This window comes from Novosphingobium rosa NBRC 15208 (genome assembly GCF_001598555.1).
Lineage (GTDB): Bacteria > Pseudomonadota > Alphaproteobacteria > Sphingomonadales > Sphingomonadaceae > Novosphingobium > Novosphingobium rosa.
The window spans coordinates 38,262-53,901 of sequence record NZ_BCZE01000014.1 but is presented as its reverse complement, the minus strand read 5'-3'; the positions used below and the strand labels follow the sequence as shown (position 1 = coordinate 53,901).

Genomic DNA, 15,640 nt, shown 5'->3' with positions numbered 1-15,640 from the left:
CAGGCGAACCCGCCGCAAGCTGGGCCGAGCAAATCAGGGCGGCAGCGGCCAGTGCTGCCGCCCTGATCCGGCCTCGAAGGAGAACGAGGCCGGAGGGAAACAGGCGATTACTGGAACGAATAACGGACCCCCAGGGCAAAGGTGCGCGACAGCAGCGTGGTGCCAAGGTTGTACTGCTGCGCATTGCCCTTGTCGCCGAACTTGTAATAGGTCTGCTGCACGGAATTGAGCAGGTTCACCGCATCGAAGGTGGCCGCCAGATTCTTGGTGACCTTGAAGGTCAGCTGAGCGTCCAGGCTGCTTTCCGGCGTGCGCCAGATGCCGATGGGATTGGCGAACAGCGCCGCTTCGTTGCTGGCCAGGAAGGCCGAGCGCCAGACATAGGACAGGCGCGCGCCGATGGGGCCACGCTCATAGGCGCCGGTCACGTTGAAGCTGTACTTCGAGACGCCGAAGAACGAGCTGGTGCTCTGGCCCACGATGTTGCCCGCGCTGTCGGCGATGGGGATGTTCTGGCTCGAATCCAGCGCGGTGAAGCTGCCCTGCACGCCCAGGCCCTTGAGCAGGCCCGGCAGCTTCTGCGGGAAGAAGGTGAAGCCCACCTCCGCGCCCTGCAGCTTGCCGTTCGAGGCATTCTGCGGCTGCGTCACCACGAAGCTGGTGGTGTTGAGCCCCGTGCCCGTCACCGTCACGCGGTTGGCCAGCGAGACCACCAGCCCCTGCACATCGCGGCGGAACAGCGTGGTGTAAAAGGCGCTGCCGCGCGCGAAATACCATTCCAGCGCAAGGTCATAGTTGGTGGAGGTGGTGGGCTTGAGCTTCGCATTGCCCGAGGTGCCGCTGCCATAGCCGACATTGGTGAGATCGCCCGTCAGATTATAGGCCGGGTTGAGATCGCCGAAGTTGGGGCGGCGCAAGGTCTGGCCATAGTTGAAGCGCAGCTTGAGCTTGTCGGTCAGATCGTAGCGCAGCGTGGCGCTGGGCAGGAAGCGCTGGGTGGCCACGCTGGAGATGGTCTTGGCGAAGCTGTACTGGTCGGTGAAGTCCAGCTTGGTGTCCACGCTGGTGTAGCGCACGCCGCCCTGCACCTTGAGCGGACGGCCAAAGATGCTCACCTCGCCATCGGCCATGCCATAGAGCGAGAAGGTCCGCTCATCGACATTGAAGACATTGGTGTAGCTCAGCTGATCGCTGGTCTTGAAGTTCGGGAAGACCGAATGATAGAGCGAACGGATCTGGTCCTGGTTCTGATAGACCCAGTAGCCGCTCGGCAGGGTCCAGCTGGTCGGCACATTGGCGCGGCCATCGAAGAAGCCCTGCGTGGTGAAGAGCGCGCCGCTGCCCAGCGTGGTCAGCGACTGGCCCAGCGAATCCGTGCTCTGCTGGCGGATGTAATCGCTGGCGGTGCGGTCATCATAGCGGAAGCCCAGCTCGATGCGGCGCAGGAAGCCGCTGTCCCACTCATTGTGGCCCTTCAGCGTGGCGGTGATGGCATCGCCCTTGTTGCGCTCGCCATTGTCATAGAGCTGCGCCAGATTCCAGGCGGCCGGATTGGTCAGCTGGCTCTGGTCGGTGAAGCTGTAGGAGGGGATGCCGCCGCCCGAGTTGAAATCGACATTGATGCCCTGCGCCGTGCGATCGGTGCGCAGCGCCATGAAGGCGGTCTTGTACTTGCTGTTCTGATAGGCGACGTCGGCCTCGATCTTGCCGGCCTTGCCCACATCCCACTTGGCGTTCAGGCCATAGAGGAAGCTGTCGGTCTGGCTCTTGGTGTAATCGGCGCTGTTGAAGCCATAGACCTGCCCCGCATAGCGCGACTTGACGATGTTGGTGCCGGGATAGAGCGAGAAATCCTTGGTCACGTCGCTGTCGAGCGCGCCCCAATAGTCCACGAAGCTGAACATCATGGCGTTGTAGGTTTCGCCGCGGAAGCCGTTGTAGAAGAATTCGGCGGTGTAGGTCGAACGGTCGTTGGGCGCCCATTGCAGGGCGACATTGACCGCAGGACGCTCGCGCTTGCCGTAAAGATCGTTCGAGAAGATGGCGTCGCGCGACAGGTAATAGGGCGTCGTCACGCCATTGCTCAGGATGGTCGAGCCCGGCGTGGTGGAAAGGCCCGCATTCTGGCCGGGCTGCCAGTTCTGGTTGCTGTCACCCGGGAAGATGCGCTGCAGCGGGGTCAGGCCCGAGCCGGCAGGCGGATTTTCGGTGGCGAAGGGCACGAAGGCGCCCGCTGTCACGCTCATGTCGCGGTATTTGGTCCGACTATAGCTGCCGTTCACCAGAATGCCGATGTCACCGATATCGGTAGTCCAGCGCTTGGAGATCAGCGCCGAGACGTTCGGATTGTAACTGTTCGCCTGCTCATTGTAGATGCCGCGCACCTGGGCCGAGAAGGCGAAATCCTTGAAATCGAAGGGGCGGCGGGTCTGCACGTCAATCTGGCCGGCCAGGCCGGTCTCCAGCTGGTCGGCCGCACGGGTCTTGTAGACATCGACCTGCTTGATGAGGTTCGACGAGAGATCCTGCAGCGCGAAGGACTGGCCGTCCGAGGTGAAGACATTGCGGCCATTGAGCGTGGTCAGCGCATCGGTCAGGCCACGGATCGAGATGGCGGACGCCTCGCCGCCGGTGCGGTTGGTGACCTGAATGCCGGTGACGCGCTGCAGCGCCTCGATCACATTGTTGTCGGGCAGCTTGCCGACATCCTCGGCGACCACGGAATCAACGATCTGCACCGAAGTGCGGCGCACCTTGAGCGCCCCCTCGATCGAGGCGCGCACGCCGGTCACCACGATATCGGCGGCAGCGTCCTGCGCCGCGGACTGCGGGGCGGCGGGAGCTGCGTCAGCGCTCTGGGCGTGAGCAGGCGTCACCAGCGCCAGCACGCCAAAGGACGCCGAGCACAGGACCGCGTTGCGGAAAGATTTCATTGAGACACCCTCCATGAATCATGCCCCCTCTTAGGGCTTTTAGTCTAACTATTGAGTCGCGATGTGACACCGGTGGTCACGCCCGTCAAGGGCCATTCTTCCGCAACGTTAAGCCAGCTTTACACTGTGATGATTTTGCCATGCCATGGGGCCGGAACACGCGCATCGCGGCCCGGCCCCATGGGCGTCAATCCGCTCGGATCAGCGGGCCATTGGCCACGGGAGCGCCGAAATCCGGGGTTCCGTCAGCGCGGTAATGGATCGGCTGGATACGGGTATGGCGGTTGGGATCGAAGAGCGGATCGCCTTTGATCGCCGCGTAATCGCGGGCGTGATAGACCAGCATATCGCGCCCGGCCTCATCCACCGTGAAGCTGTTATGGCCCGGCCCGAAGACATGATGAGTCGGACTGGAAGCAAAGACCGGCTCGGGCGATTTGCGCCAGACTTTCGCATCCATCAGATCGGCATCGGCGGGCGCGGTCAGCATGCCCATGCAGTAACGCGCATCGGTGGCGCTGGCCGAATAGGTCATGAAGACCCTGCCATGGCGGATCAGCACGGCGGGGGCCTCATTCACCTTGAAGCCGCGAATTTCCCACGGCAATTCCGGCACAGACAGGCGCACCGGAGGCTGCGCCAACGTCGTCGGCGTGGCCAGAGGCGCGAGATAGAGGTTCGAATTGGTCTCGATCCCCGGCTCCTTCTGGGCCCAGGCCAGCCAGTGCCGCCCCTGATGCACGAAGCTGGTGGAATCGAGCGTGAACGTGTCCCACGGCGTCTGCAACTGCCCGGCCAGCGCCCATTGCGCGCGGAAGGGATCGGCGCCCTGCCCGCGCAGCACATAGGTGCGGATATGGAACTTGTCGTCGCCATCGCCCGCCGCGAAATAGAAGGACCAGCCGCCGTCGATCCAGTGCAGTTCGGGGGCCCAGATGTAGCCCGCCATCCTGCCGCTGGCGGGGCGACGCCACACCACGATCTCCTCGCCCCGGCCCAGCCCGCCCAGCGTGCGCGAACGGCGCAGCACCAGCCGGTCATACTCCGGCACCGAGGCGGTCATGTAATACCAGCCGTCGGTGTGGCGGAAGACTTGCGCATCGGCGCGCTGCCTCACCACCGGATTGACGATGCCATCCCGGGGCCCGCGCGCCAGCAACGGACCACCGGCCAGAGCAGCCCCCAGCAAAGCGCCGCCCGCCATCATCTCACGCCGTTGCATCATCAGCGCTCCGCCACCGGCCAGCCATCCGCACCCCAATGGATGCGGGCCAGACGCAGGGTGGAGGCGCCGTGGTTCTCCTTGTCATAGGCGTGATAGGCCACGATGTCGGTGCCGTCCTTGTCATGCATGAAACCGGCATGGCCGGGGCCACGGAAGCGCTCCTGCTCGGGCAGATCGGCGCGCAGGAAGATCGTGCCGCCGCCCTGCATCATCGCGCTGCCATCCTTGCCCAGATAGGGCCCGGTGATCTTGTCCGCGCGCGACACCACCGTGTAATAGGTGCTGTTCACGCCCTTGCAGCAGTAATCATAGGAGGCGAAGAGCCAATAAGCCCCGCCATGCCGGAGAATAAAGGGCGCTTCCACCGGAGCAGGCGCGCCCGCAGGCGCCGGGCGGCGCGCGATGGACAAAGGCTTGGCTTCAGGGTGCAGCGGCTTGCCGGTTTTGCCATCGAGTTCGACCAGCTTGATCCCGGTCCAGAAGCTGCCGAAGGTCAGCCAGTGGCGCCCTTCCGCATCCACCACCGCATTGGGATCGATGGCGTTATAATCGTCCGAATTGTGCGACATCAGCACCAGCCCCTCGTCGCGCCAGCCATAGCCGGGCTTGGCAGGATCGAGCGTGGGCGAGGTGAACAGGCCAATCGCCGAACGATTGCCGCCAAAGGTCGAGACGGCATAATAGAGCCGCCAGCGCCCGTTGACGTAGGAAATATCCGGCGCCCACATCTCCTTGGTGCCGGGCACGGCCTTTTGCGCCCAGTCTGGGATATGGTCGAACAGCGGCTTGCCGGAGGTCCAGTGGATCAGATCCTTCGAGGTGCGGCTGAGCAGATAGTGCCCCGCATCCCCCGGAATGCCGGTGCCGAAGACGTAGTAGGTGTCACCCTCACGCGTGATCACCGGATCATGGGTGGGCACCAGATCACCGGTCAGCTGCGCATTGAGCGTGGGCGTCTGGGCCACCACCGGCATGGCGACGGCGGCCAGCAGCGCCGAAGCGGTGAGAAGAAGTTTCCGCATGGTTTCAATCCTCAATCCAGATCCAGCACCACCACCGACTTGGCCGGCAGCGTCACCTTCAGCACCCCGCCAGTCACGCTGGCGCCACGGAAGGGCGCGGGCGCAACGGTGTTGGGCGCGGTGAAATCATTATGCGCATTCATCGCGGCGGCGGTGATGATCTGGCCCTGCACGCGGCCCGCCTTCACACCCTCCAACACCACCGACAAAGGCGCGGCATGGTTGGGGTCCAGATTGGCCAGCGCGACATGCACCTTGCCATCCTTGCCCTTCACCGCCGAGGCGCTGATCCCCGGCACCGCCCACTTGCCCTCGCCATAGGTCGGGCCCTTCACCGTGATCGGCAGCACGGTGGCGTCCTGCCACGGGCGATAGAGCGCGAAGACATGATAGGTCGGCGTCAGCACCATTTTCGCGCCATCGGTCAGGATCATCGCCTGCAACACATTGACCATCTGGGCGACAGCGCTCAGCCGCACGCGATCGGCATGATGGGCGAAGATGTTGAGCGAGATCGCCGCCACCAGCGCATCGCGCATGGTGTTCTGCTGGCGCAGGAAGCCGGGGTTGGTGCCCTTTTCCGGCGCGAACCAGGTGCCCCATTCATCCACCGCCAGAAAGACGCGCTTTTTGGGATCATACTTGTCCATGATCGCGCTGTGGCGGGTGATGAGATCGTCCAGACGGTTGGCCTCGAACAGGGTTTCCTGCCAGCCGCTCTCGTCGAACTCGGTGGCCGAGGCACGCGGCGGCCACTGCCCGGGAATGGTGTAATAATGCAGCGAAAGCCCGTCGACCTTGTCCCCCGCGATCTTCATCATCGCTTCGGTCCAGGCATAATCGTCGACATTCGCGCCCGAGGCGACCTTCAGCGTATGCGCGCCCTCGGGCAGCTTGACGAAGGTGCTGTAACGACGCGTTTCATCCGCCGCGAACTCCGGGCGCATGTTGCCGCCGCAACCCCACAGCTCATTGCCGACGCCGAAATAGGGCACCGCCCAGGGGGCTTTATGACCATTGGCGGCGCGCTCATCGGCCAGCGACCCGGCGGGGGCGGTCATATATTCCACCCATTCGGCCATTTCGCGCGGCGTGCCATCGCCAACATTGCCCGCGATATAGGGCTCCGCGCCGATCTGCTCGGCCAGATCCATGAATTCATGCGTGCCGACGCGGTTGGGCTCGGTCACGCCGCCCCAATGGGTGTTGACCTTGACCGGGCGCTTCGCGGGATCGCCGACACCCTCGCGCCAGTGGTATTCGTCGGCGAAGCAGCCGCCCGGCCAGCGCACCATCGGCACCTTGAGCGCCCGCAGCGCGCCCACCACATCGTTGCGAAACCCGCGCGTGTTGGGAATCTGCGAGTCCGTGCCGACCCAGAGGCCGCCATAGATGCCGGTGCCCAGATGTTCGGCGAATTGGGTGAAGATATGGCGGTCATAGGTGGCGCCGGGGTGATCGGCCTCCAAAGTGGCCGTCGCGGGTTGCGCTGCCGGAGCATGCGCCCCTGCCTCTTTGGCCGCCGCCTGCACCGCCCCTGCCGAAACCGACAGCAGCAGCGCCGCCGCCATCATACGCCTGACCATCACCATCATCGACTCCCAATAGTTCGATCTTTATGCGGACCAGAAACACCGTTCGAAGGGAGACAAAGCGCAGCAAGCCCCTCACCCATGCCGGGCATGGACAGGCAGGACCGCCTCATCATCATTCTGAAACACCGCCTTGCCCTCACGCCCGCCTCGCATCTTGCGCGAAAATCGGGCATCGGCAGGGGATGCGGCGCGTTTGGCCCCTCGATCCGCCTGATCCGTCAATTACTCCTACTTAAAAGAGAATTTCCTCGAACGCAAATGCTGTTTTGGCTATGGCTGCATCAGCGACCTCACGAGAGAACCCCATTGAGCAAGTCCGACCAATCATCCGATACGTCGCCCATCACCCAGCAAGACGCGCAGCCAGATGCCCCGAAGCCCCGGCGTGGCACCGGGCGGCGGCTGCATGGCGCCATCGCCTTCAAGCTGGGGACCGATATCGTCTCGGGCGTCTATGCGCCGGGCACGGTGCTCTCGAGCGAGGTGGAGTTCTCCGAGGCGCTGGACGTCTCGCGCGGGGCCTTCCGTGAGGCGATGCAGGTGCTGGCGGCCAAAGGTCTGGTCGAAAGCCGCCCCAAGGCCGGCACCCGCGTGCTGCCGCGCAACCGCTGGAACCTGCTCGACCCCGACGTGCTGGCCTGGGCCTTCTCCGGCGAACCCGATCCCTCCTTCGTGCGCGGCATCTTCGAGTTGCGCGCCATCGTGGAACCGGGCGCCGCCCGCCTCGCCGCCGAGCGCCGCGACCGCGAGGATCTGCGCGCCATGAAGGACGCCCTCACCGCCATGCGCCGCCACACGCTGGCCACCGAAGCCGGGCGCGCCGCCGACCGCGATTTCCACGACGCCATCCTGCGCGCCACCCGCAACGATGCGCTGATCGTGCTGACGGCCTCGATCGGCTCGGCAGTGCATTGGACGACGCAGTACAAGCAGCGTTCGCGCGCTTTGCCGCGCAATCCAATCCCCGATCACGCCAAGGTCTATGACGCTATTGCCGCGGGCGATGGTGATGCGGCGGCGGCGGCGATGCGCTTCCTCGTCGATCTGGCGCTCGAAGACACGAAGGAAGAAATGGGTCAGGGGATGAAGGAATAAGGATAAGATGCGAGGGCCATCGCCCTCGCGCTCCCTTTAATGTCCACCTTGCGTACAACCTCTTGGTTTCGCACGGGCTCTGAGCGCCGCAGGCTTTAAAATCCATGGCGCTGCGCCAGAGGTCTTAAAGCCTGCGGCGCTTTGAGTTTAGCGCAAGTTTGACAGTAACGGGATTGCAAAGGGCGATGGCCCTTTGCCCGCCGGAGGCATAACTTCCTCCCTTCTTGACTTTTAACCCATATGGTTCTAAAAGCTTCCCCGGATCTGCCTAGGCCAGGCATGATCCAGACACAGGGCCGATGCGGCGCGGGACCGGGCGGTGACAAGCCGGAGGACTTCCGCGACGCCTCCCCCACGCTTCGGGATGAACGAGAGGCGGCTCATCTGCGAGCCCGTGCCCGCCCTCGCCGAAGGCTGCAGGGCCGAGCCGGAGTTTTTGGGGGCGCCCTCATCCGGCCATTCGCAGCGTAGGCGTGCCTCAGCACCCGCCCGGCCATGGGCGCGTGTCCGCATCGGCCCCTTTGTGCCGTATGCTGCTGGCGCCATCTTGCGAAGGTGGGCACGGCAAGGCGCGATCTTTTGCCGATGTATGTAGGAAAATAACGCGGCGGAGAGATCGCGCGCGATGGGTTCGGCATATCCCACCCTATCGCCGGAAGACGTTCCGGGAGCGCGAGGGTGTAACACCCTCGCATGTCTCTTTTCTTCTAATCCCTTACCCTACCGGCCCCGCATAGGCATGCGATGGATTGCCGCGAACACCCCCGGTCTCCACCTCGAACAGCGCGCCGTCATGCTCGCTCTCCGGCAGGCCGATAGCGGCGGAGGTGACGAACAGCCGGTCCAGCCCCTCGCCCGCAAAGGCCATGTTGGTGATGCGCCGGGCGGGCAGTTCGATGCTGCGCTCCAGCTTGCCATCGGGATCGAAGCGGCTGATGCGGCCGCCGTCCCAATGGGCGACCCAGAGGAAGCCCTCGGCGTCGCAGTTCATGCCATCGGGATAGCCGTCGACCTCGGTGAACTGGATGAAGGGTTCGCGCGAGGATGCGTCGCTTTCATGGCGGGCGAAGCGGTAGATCAGGCGCTTGCTGCTGTCGGCGTGATAGAGCCACTGGCCGCAGGGCGAGAGGCCGGGGCCGTTGGGCACGCCGTAATCGCTGTCGATCTGCTGCCACGCGCCTTCGGGCGAGAGGCGGTAGAGCGAACCGCTGTCCTGCTCCTCGGCCATATCCATGGTGCCGCACCAGATGGCGCCGGTGGCATCGGCCTTGCCATCGTTCATGCGGTTGCCGGGCAGATGGGGCTCGGGGCCGGAGCGGGGGCCGATGGTCAGCGGGTCGAGCGTGATGCGCGCGATGCCGCTGCGGAAGCCGCCGACGAAGCCGCCATCGGCATGCTCGACCACCCAGCCGAGGGGTTCGGGCATGAGGAAGCGTTCCACCGCGCCGGTGGCCAGCGTCAGGCGGTTCAAGGCGGGGGCGAGGATATCGACCCAGTAGAAGGCACCGTCGCGGGCGACCCACAGGGCGCCCTCGCCCAGCGTATCGCGGGTTTCGCGGGCGATGTTTCGCACGCTTGTCTGCACCTTGCTCATGGGCTTGATCCTCTCCTGATGCGCAAAACGGCTGGCCCGATCAAACTCAGGCCAGCCGCTTCAATGGCGCAACGCCTTAGTGGTTGTCGCGCGGCAGGCCCATGGTCTGGGCGATGCGCTGGTACTTTTCAGCGCCTTCCAGAATGGCCCCGGTGTTCATCTGGCCCACCAGATTGCGCTGGATTTCCTGCCACGGCGTCTGGCTGGCGGGATAGGGATAGCCACCCTTGGCCGCCAGAGCCGCGCGACGGGCAGCCAACTCCTCATCGGAGATCAGCACATTGACGGTGCCCTTGCGCAGGTCGATGCGCACCCGGTCGCCGGTTTCCAGCAGCGCCAGACCGCCCATCGCCGCCGCCTCGGGCGAGGCGTTGAGGATCGAGGGGCTGCCCGAGGTGCCCGACTGGCGCCCGTCCCCGATGCAGGGCAAAGCGCCGACGCCCTCGGTGATGAGGTAGGCGGGGGGCCGCATGTTCACCACCTCGGCGGCGCCGGGGTAGCCGATGGGGCCTGCGCCGCGCATGAACATCAGCGTTTCGGGCGTGATGCCGACGGCGGGATCGTCGATGCGGTGGTGGTAATCCTCCGGCCCGTCGAAGACCACGGCGGGGCCTTCGAAGGCCTCGGGGTCGTTGGGGTTGGAGAGATAGCGGTCACGGAACTCGTCGGAGATCACGCTGGTCTTCATGATCGCGGCATCGAAGAGATTGCCGCTCAGCACGAGGAAACCGGCCTCTTCCTTGAAGGGCTTTTCGAAGGGGAAGATCACCTTCTCGTCCTCGATGGTGGCATCGCGGCAATTGTCGCCCATGGTCTGGCCGTTGACGGTGATCGCGCCCTCGCGGATCAGGCCCTGCCCCATCAGCTGGGCGACGACGGCGGGGACGCCGCCCGCACGGTAATAGTCCTCGCCCAGATATTCGCCGGCGGGCTGCAGGTTGACCAGCAGCGGCACCTTATGGCCCAGATCCTGCCAGTCGGTGAGCGGCAGGTCGACACCGATATGGCGCGCGATGGCGGCCAGATGGATCGGCGCGTTGGTGCTGCCGCCGATCGCGGAATTGACGACGATGGCATTGTGGAAAGCGTCCAGCGTCAGAATGTCGGAGGGTTTCAGATCCTCATGCACCATATCGACGATGCGCTTGCCGGTGCGCCATGCGCATTCCTGGCGGTCGCGATAGGGGGCGGGGATGGCGGCGCTGCCGGGCAGCATCATGCCCAAGGCCTCGGCCAGCGAGTTCATCGTGGTGGCCGTGCCCATGGTGTTGCAATAGCCGGTGCTGGGCGCCGATGAGGCCACCAGCTTGATGAAGCCCTCATCGTCGATCTCGCCGGCGGCCAGCATCTGGCGGCCCTTCCAGACGATGGTGCCGCTGCCGGTGCGCTCACCCTTGTGCCAGCCGTTGAGCATCGGGCCCACCGACAAAGCGATGGCCGGAATGTTCACCGTGGCCGCTGCCATCAGCAGGGCCGGGGTGGTCTTGTCGCAGCCGGTGGTCAGCACCACGCCGTCGAGCGGATAGCCATACATCGCCTCGACCAGCGCCAGATAGGCCAGATTGCGGTCGAGCCCGGCGGTGGGGCGCTTGCCGGTTTCCTGAATGGGGTGGACCGGGAATTCCAGCGCAATGCCGCCCTGTTCGCGGATGCCCTCGCGGATGCGCTCGGCCAGCACGAGGTGGTGGCGGTTGCAGGGCGAGAGGTCGCTGCCGGTCTGGGCGATGCCGATGATCGGCTTGCCGCTGCGCAGCTCCTCAAGGCTGAGGCCGAAGTTGAGGTAGCGCTCCAGATAGAGCGAGGTCATGTCGATGTTGTCGGGATTGTCGAACCAGGCGCGGCTGCGAAGCTTGGTGGGTTGCTTGTCGGTCATGGTTTTCTCGATATGCGAGGTGGGTCGGCGCGAAGGTGGGTTCAGCGCGAAACGGTGAGGCGGTAGATCATGGCGTGCCGGTAAGGCTTGCCCGGATCGACGCGCGTGGAAATGAAGTCGGGATGGTTGGGCGAATCCGGAAACTTCTGGGGTTCCAGCGCGATGCCGTCGCCCATGCGATAGAGGTGGCCCTGCTTGCCGACCAGCGTGCCGTCGAGGAAGTTGCCGGTGTAGACCTGCACGCCCGGCTCGGTGGTGAGCAGTTCCAGCACGCGGCCCGAAGCGGGATCTTCCAGGCGGGCGGCCAGTTGCGGCGTGGCGGTCAGCCCCTTGTCGAGCGCAAAGTTGTGATCGTAACCACGGCCAAAGACGATCTGCTGATCCTTGCCGTCCCGCAACCCATCGGCAAGGCGACGCGGCGCGCGGAAATCGAAGACGGAGCCTGCCACGGGGCGCTTCTCACCCGTGGGGATCAGCGTGGCATCCACCGGGGTGAAAGCGGACGCGGGCACCGTCAGGCGGTGATCCATCGCGCCGCCCGCGCTGCCCTCGCCCGCCAGATTGAAGATGGCATGGTTGGTCATGTTGACCACGGTCGGCTTGTCGGTGGTGGCTTCGAAGAGGATGCCCAGATCGCCCTTTTCATCGAGCGTGTAGGTCACCGTGGCCTTCAGGGTGCCGGGATAACCCGAATCGCCATCGGGGCTGACATGGCTGAGCACCAGCCTGGCCACCGGGCCGGATTGCACCGAAACCACCTGCCAGGGCAGCTTGTCGAAGCCCTTGTCGCCGCCATGCAGCGACTGGCCGTGATCGTTCTGGGGCAGCTGATAGGTCTTGCCGTCCAGCACGAAGCGCCCGCCCGCGATGCGGTTGGCATAGCGGCCCACGGTGGCGCCGAAATAGTTGGGGTGATCGACGAAGCCCGCCAGATCGTCATAGCCCAGCAGCACATCGGCCTTCTTGCCGTTGCGGTCCGGCCCGATCAGCGACTGCAGCGTCGCGCCATAGGAGAGGATGCGGGCCGAGACGCCATTGTCGGCCTTCAGCGTGATCGCGAAGATCTCGGTGCCATCGGCCAGATGGCCGGCGCTTTCCTGTTTGGCTTCAGCGGCCATGGCGGCCCCAGCTGTTGTCGAGAGCAATGCGCAAACCAGAATACTCCGCTGAATCGAGCCGATCGCCTTCAAGGCCATCATGCTTTATCTCCCACCTTATGCGCCCGGCCAGACCATGTTTGAAGGGTGCGTCCGAAGGGGCCGGGACCATTGACGGCACCACCAAGTGCATATAGTCCTACAAATATAGAAAACGCAAGCCGGGATGCCAAACCACTGGACCGGCCAGACCATTCGAGAGGTTTTTCATGGCGCCACCTGTCTCCTCAGCCTCTGTCCGGGCCGCAGCGCCAGCGGATTCAGGCACAAGCTATGGCCCGGCCCTGTCGCTGCTGGCGACGCTGTTCTTCATGTGGGGCTTCATCACGGTCATCAACAACACGCTGCTGCCGCATCTGCGCAGCGTTTTCGAATTGACCTATACCCAGACAACATTGATCGAGTCGGTCTGGTTCATCGCCTATTTCGTGGCCTCCATCCCCTCGGCCAAGCTGATCGAGAAGATCGGCTACAAGCATTCGCTGGTGGTGGGCCTGTGCATCATGGCGGCGGGCGCGCTGGGCATGATGCTGGCCGCCTCCATCCCCTCCTACGGCGTGACCCTGGCGATGCTGTTCATCATCGCCTGCGGCATCACCCTGCTTCAGGTCGCGGCCAATCCCTACGTCGCGGTGGTGGGCAAGCCGGAGACGGCCTCCTCGCGCCTCAATCTGGTGCAGGCGCTCAATTCGGCGGGCACCATGCTGGCTCCGATGTTCGGCGCCTATCTGATCCTTGGCCGGTCCAAGAGCGGCACTGCCACCGGCGAAGCCACCCTCACCCATGCCGAGCGTCTGGCCGATGCCCATTCGGTGATCCTGCCCTATGGCCTGGTCGCGGTGGTGCTGGTGGTTCTCGCGGTGATCCTGCTGCGCTTCCCCCTGCCCGCCATGGGCCAGTCGAACCAGCGCCTCGCCGCTGAGGAGCGCGCGGGCCATTCCTTGTGGAAGCACCGCAATCTGGTCTTCGGCGTGCCGGCGATCTTCATCTATCTGATCGCGGAGATCGGCGTAGCCAATCTCTTCGTCAATTTCGTCAGCCAGCCCACGATTGCCAACCTCACGCATGAGGAAGCCGGGCGCTATCTCTCCTTCCTGTGGGGCGGCATGATGGTGGGCCGTTTCGTCGGCTCGGCGGTGATGCAGAAGATGCGCGCCGATCTGGTGCTGGCGGCCTTCTCGGTGGGCGCTTTCATCGTGATGATGATCACCGTCTTCACCACCGGCCCCGTGGCGATGTGGTCGCTGATTCTGGTGGGGCTGTTCCACTCGATCATGTTCCCCACCATCTTCACGCTGGGCATCAAGGGCCTTGGGCCGCTGACCGAGGAAGGCTCGGGCCTGCTGATCATGGCGATCGCCGGTGGCGCGCTGGTGGTGGTGCAGGGCTGGCTGGCCGATACCTACGGCCTGCAGAACTCCTTCCTGCTGACCGCCGCCTGCGAACTGTACACGCTGTTCTACGCACTGTGGGGTTCGCGCCCCACCCATGCGCTGCCCGATGTGCAGGTTGAAGCAGAAGCGGGCTAGACGGCCCTGATATTTACTCCTACTAATATCCAACATTTCCCCTTCCGGAGACCGTCATGACCGCATTCCGCTCCATTGCCGCCGCCACGGGCGAGCCACGGGGGCCCGACCTCGCGACTCACGCCGCACAGGATGTGGCAACGGCTTGTTCTGCGGCTGAGGCGGCCTTCGACACCTATCGCGCCACCTCGCGCGATGAGCGCGCGGCATTCCTCGAAACCATCGCCCAGAACATTCTCGATTCTGGAGACGCGCTGATCGAGGCCGCCATGGCCGAAAGCGGCTTGCCCCGCCCCCGCCTTGAGGGCGAGCGTGGCCGCACCGTGGGCCAGTTGCGCCTCTTTGCACAGGTGGTCCGTCAGGGCGGCTGGCAGGGTCTGCGCATCGATCCAGCCCTGCCCGAGCGCCAGCCGCTGCCCCGCCCCGATCTGCGCCTGCGCATGATCCCGGTGGGCCCGGTGGCGGTGTTCGGCGCCTCCAACTTCCCGCTGGCCTTCTCGACGGCGGGGGGCGACACCGCCTCGGCACTGGCCGCCGGGTGCCCGGTGGTGGTCAAGGGTCATCCCGCTCACCCCGAAACCGGCGCGCTGGTCGCCTCGGCGATTGCGGCGGCGGTGAAAGCCCATGGCCTGCCCGAGGGTGTGTTCGGCCATCTGGTCGGTCCTTCCAACGAACTGGGCGCTGCTTTGGTACAAGACCCGCGCATTGCCGCCGTGGGCTTCACCGGCTCGCGCGGCGGCGGTCTGGCGCTGACGCGTCTGGCTCAGGCCCGCGAGGTGCCGATCCCGGTCTATGCCGAAATGTCGAGCATCAACCCCGTGCTGCTGCTGCCCTCGGCGCTGGCCTCGCGTGGCGCGGCGCTGGGCAGTGCTTTTGCCGGTTCGCTGACGATGGGCGCGGGCCAGTTCTGCACCAATCCCGGCCTGCTGCTCGCCATTGAGGGTGAAGGGCTGGACGCTTTTGTCGCGGCCGCCACGCAGGCTGTCTCCGCCGCCCCCGCTCAGGTGATGCTGACGCCGGGCATTGGCGAGGCCTATCGCAAGGGCGTTGCTGCTCTGGCGAGCCAAGGCGAGGTCGAGACGCTGGCCAGGGGCGATGAAGGCAATGCCCTGACCGGCGGCGCGATCCTTTTCCAGACCGATGCCAAGGCCTTCCTCGCCAATCCGGCGATGGCGCATGAGGTCTTCGGCGCCTCCTCCATTCTGGTGCGTTGCGCCGATGCCGGGGAACTTGCCGCGGTGCTGCGCGGCCTCGAAGGCCAGCTGACCGCCACGCTGCATCTCGACGATGCCGATGAGGCGCTGGCCGCCGATCTGCTGCCGATCCTTGAACGCAAGGTCGGGCGCATTCTGGCCAATGGCTGGCCCACCGGCGTCGAGGTGGCCCATGCCATGGTGCATGGCGGCCCCTTCCCCGCAACGTCTGACGCGCGCAGCACCTCGGTGGGCACGCTGGCGATCGACCGCTTCCTGCGCCCGGTCAGCTATCAGAACCTTTCGGGCGCGCTGCTGCCCGCCGAATTGCGCGACGAGGCCAGGGGCGATGGCGCCCCTCGCCTGATCGACGGCGCGCTCATCCTCTAATTTGAAACACACGCCCCGCCAGGACACGTGGCGG

Annotated in this window: 10 protein-coding genes; 3 read left to right on the top strand and 7 right to left on the bottom strand. The window is 65.0% G+C overall.

The features are described from left to right. Nucleotides 1–107: 107 nt before the first annotated feature. From SR3_RS06385 to SR3_RS06370, 4 genes are all read right to left on the bottom strand, one after another. Complete coding sequence (locus tag SR3_RS06385) at nucleotides 108–2,933, bottom strand: TonB-dependent receptor (protein ID WP_068082470.1); 2,826 nt, start codon at nucleotides 2,931–2,933, stop codon at nucleotides 108–110. Between the two features lie 187 nt (nucleotides 2,934–3,120). Beyond that, nucleotides 3,121–4,158 carry a glycoside hydrolase family 43 protein gene (locus SR3_RS06380; protein ID WP_068082467.1) on the bottom strand — a complete coding sequence of 346 codons (1,038 nt, stop codon included), beginning with the start codon at nucleotides 4,156–4,158 and terminating at the stop codon, nucleotides 3,121–3,123. Further along, nucleotides 4,158–5,180, bottom strand: coding sequence for an arabinan endo-1,5-alpha-L-arabinosidase (locus SR3_RS06375; RefSeq protein WP_068082464.1), 1,023 nt, complete (start codon nucleotides 5,178–5,180; stop codon nucleotides 4,158–4,160). Before SR3_RS06375 ends, SR3_RS06380 begins: the two co-directional genes overlap by 1 nt. 11 nt (nucleotides 5,181–5,191) lie before the next feature. Next, complete coding sequence (locus SR3_RS06370; protein ID WP_068082490.1) at nucleotides 5,192–6,772, bottom strand: alpha-N-arabinofuranosidase; 1,581 nt, start codon at nucleotides 6,770–6,772, stop codon at nucleotides 5,192–5,194. Nucleotides 6,773–7,117: 345 nt separating this feature from the next. On the opposite strand from SR3_RS06370, the gene SR3_RS06365 reads away from it, so the two are divergent. Further along, the gene (locus SR3_RS06365) at nucleotides 7,118–7,870 is read left to right on the top strand and encodes a FadR/GntR family transcriptional regulator (protein ID WP_245653801.1); all 753 of its coding nucleotides are present in this window, start codon (nucleotides 7,118–7,120) and stop codon (nucleotides 7,868–7,870) included. A gap of 715 nt (nucleotides 7,871–8,585) precedes the next feature. On the opposite strand, the gene SR3_RS06360 is transcribed toward SR3_RS06365, so the two are convergent. The 3 genes from SR3_RS06360 to SR3_RS06350 all read right to left on the bottom strand — a co-directional run bounded on the left by SR3_RS06360 (nucleotide 8,586) and on the right by SR3_RS06350 (nucleotide 12,533). Beyond that, nucleotides 8,586–9,464, bottom strand: coding sequence for an SMP-30/gluconolactonase/LRE family protein (locus SR3_RS06360; protein ID WP_068082457.1), 879 nt, complete (start codon nucleotides 9,462–9,464; stop codon nucleotides 8,586–8,588). Nucleotides 9,465–9,540: 76 nt separating this feature from the next. Next, on the bottom strand, nucleotides 9,541–11,337 hold the full coding sequence (locus tag SR3_RS06355) for an IlvD/Edd family dehydratase (protein ID WP_068082455.1): 1,797 nt from the start codon (nucleotides 11,335–11,337) through the stop codon (nucleotides 9,541–9,543). Between the two features lie 41 nt (nucleotides 11,338–11,378). Beyond that, nucleotides 11,379–12,533, bottom strand: a complete 1,155-nt coding sequence (locus SR3_RS06350) for an aldose epimerase family protein (RefSeq protein ID WP_157098669.1) — start codon at nucleotides 12,531–12,533, stop codon at nucleotides 11,379–11,381. Nucleotides 12,534–12,703: 170 nt separating this feature from the next. Between SR3_RS06350 and SR3_RS06345 the strand changes: the two genes are divergently transcribed. Further along, nucleotides 12,704–14,023 (top strand): sugar MFS transporter, encoded by a 1,320-nt coding sequence (locus SR3_RS06345; RefSeq protein ID WP_068082449.1) that lies wholly within the window; start codon nucleotides 12,704–12,706, stop codon nucleotides 14,021–14,023. 56 nt (nucleotides 14,024–14,079) lie between these two features. Further along, nucleotides 14,080–15,606, top strand: coding sequence for an aldehyde dehydrogenase (NADP(+)) (locus tag SR3_RS06340; RefSeq protein WP_068082445.1), 1,527 nt, complete (start codon nucleotides 14,080–14,082; stop codon nucleotides 15,604–15,606). Nucleotides 15,607–15,640 lie beyond the last annotated feature (34 nt).

What these genes read in the sequence shown, in the direction of transcription:
- SR3_RS06340 (WP_068082445.1), top strand. Translation starts at nt 14,080, where the DNA reads ATGACCGCATTCCGCTCCATTGCCGCCGCCACGGGCGAGCCACGGGGG.
- SR3_RS06380 (WP_068082467.1), bottom strand. Translation starts at nt 4,158, where the DNA reads ATGATGCAACGGCGTGAGATGATGGCGGGCGGCGCTTTGCTGGGGGCT.
- SR3_RS06360 (WP_068082457.1), bottom strand. Translation starts at nt 9,464, where the DNA reads ATGAGCAAGGTGCAGACAAGCGTGCGAAACATCGCCCGCGAAACCCGC.
- SR3_RS06385 (WP_068082470.1), bottom strand. Translation starts at nt 2,933, where the DNA reads ATGAAATCTTTCCGCAACGCGGTCCTGTGCTCGGCGTCCTTTGGCGTG.
- SR3_RS06375 (WP_068082464.1), bottom strand. Translation starts at nt 5,180, where the DNA reads ATGCGGAAACTTCTTCTCACCGCTTCGGCGCTGCTGGCCGCCGTCGCC.
- SR3_RS06345 (WP_068082449.1), top strand. Translation starts at nt 12,704, where the DNA reads ATGGCGCCACCTGTCTCCTCAGCCTCTGTCCGGGCCGCAGCGCCAGCG.
- SR3_RS06350 (WP_157098669.1), bottom strand. Translation starts at nt 12,533, where the DNA reads ATGGCCTTGAAGGCGATCGGCTCGATTCAGCGGAGTATTCTGGTTTGC.
- SR3_RS06370 (WP_068082490.1), bottom strand. Translation starts at nt 6,772, where the DNA reads ATGGTGATGGTCAGGCGTATGATGGCGGCGGCGCTGCTGCTGTCGGTT.
- SR3_RS06355 (WP_068082455.1), bottom strand. Translation starts at nt 11,337, where the DNA reads ATGACCGACAAGCAACCCACCAAGCTTCGCAGCCGCGCCTGGTTCGAC.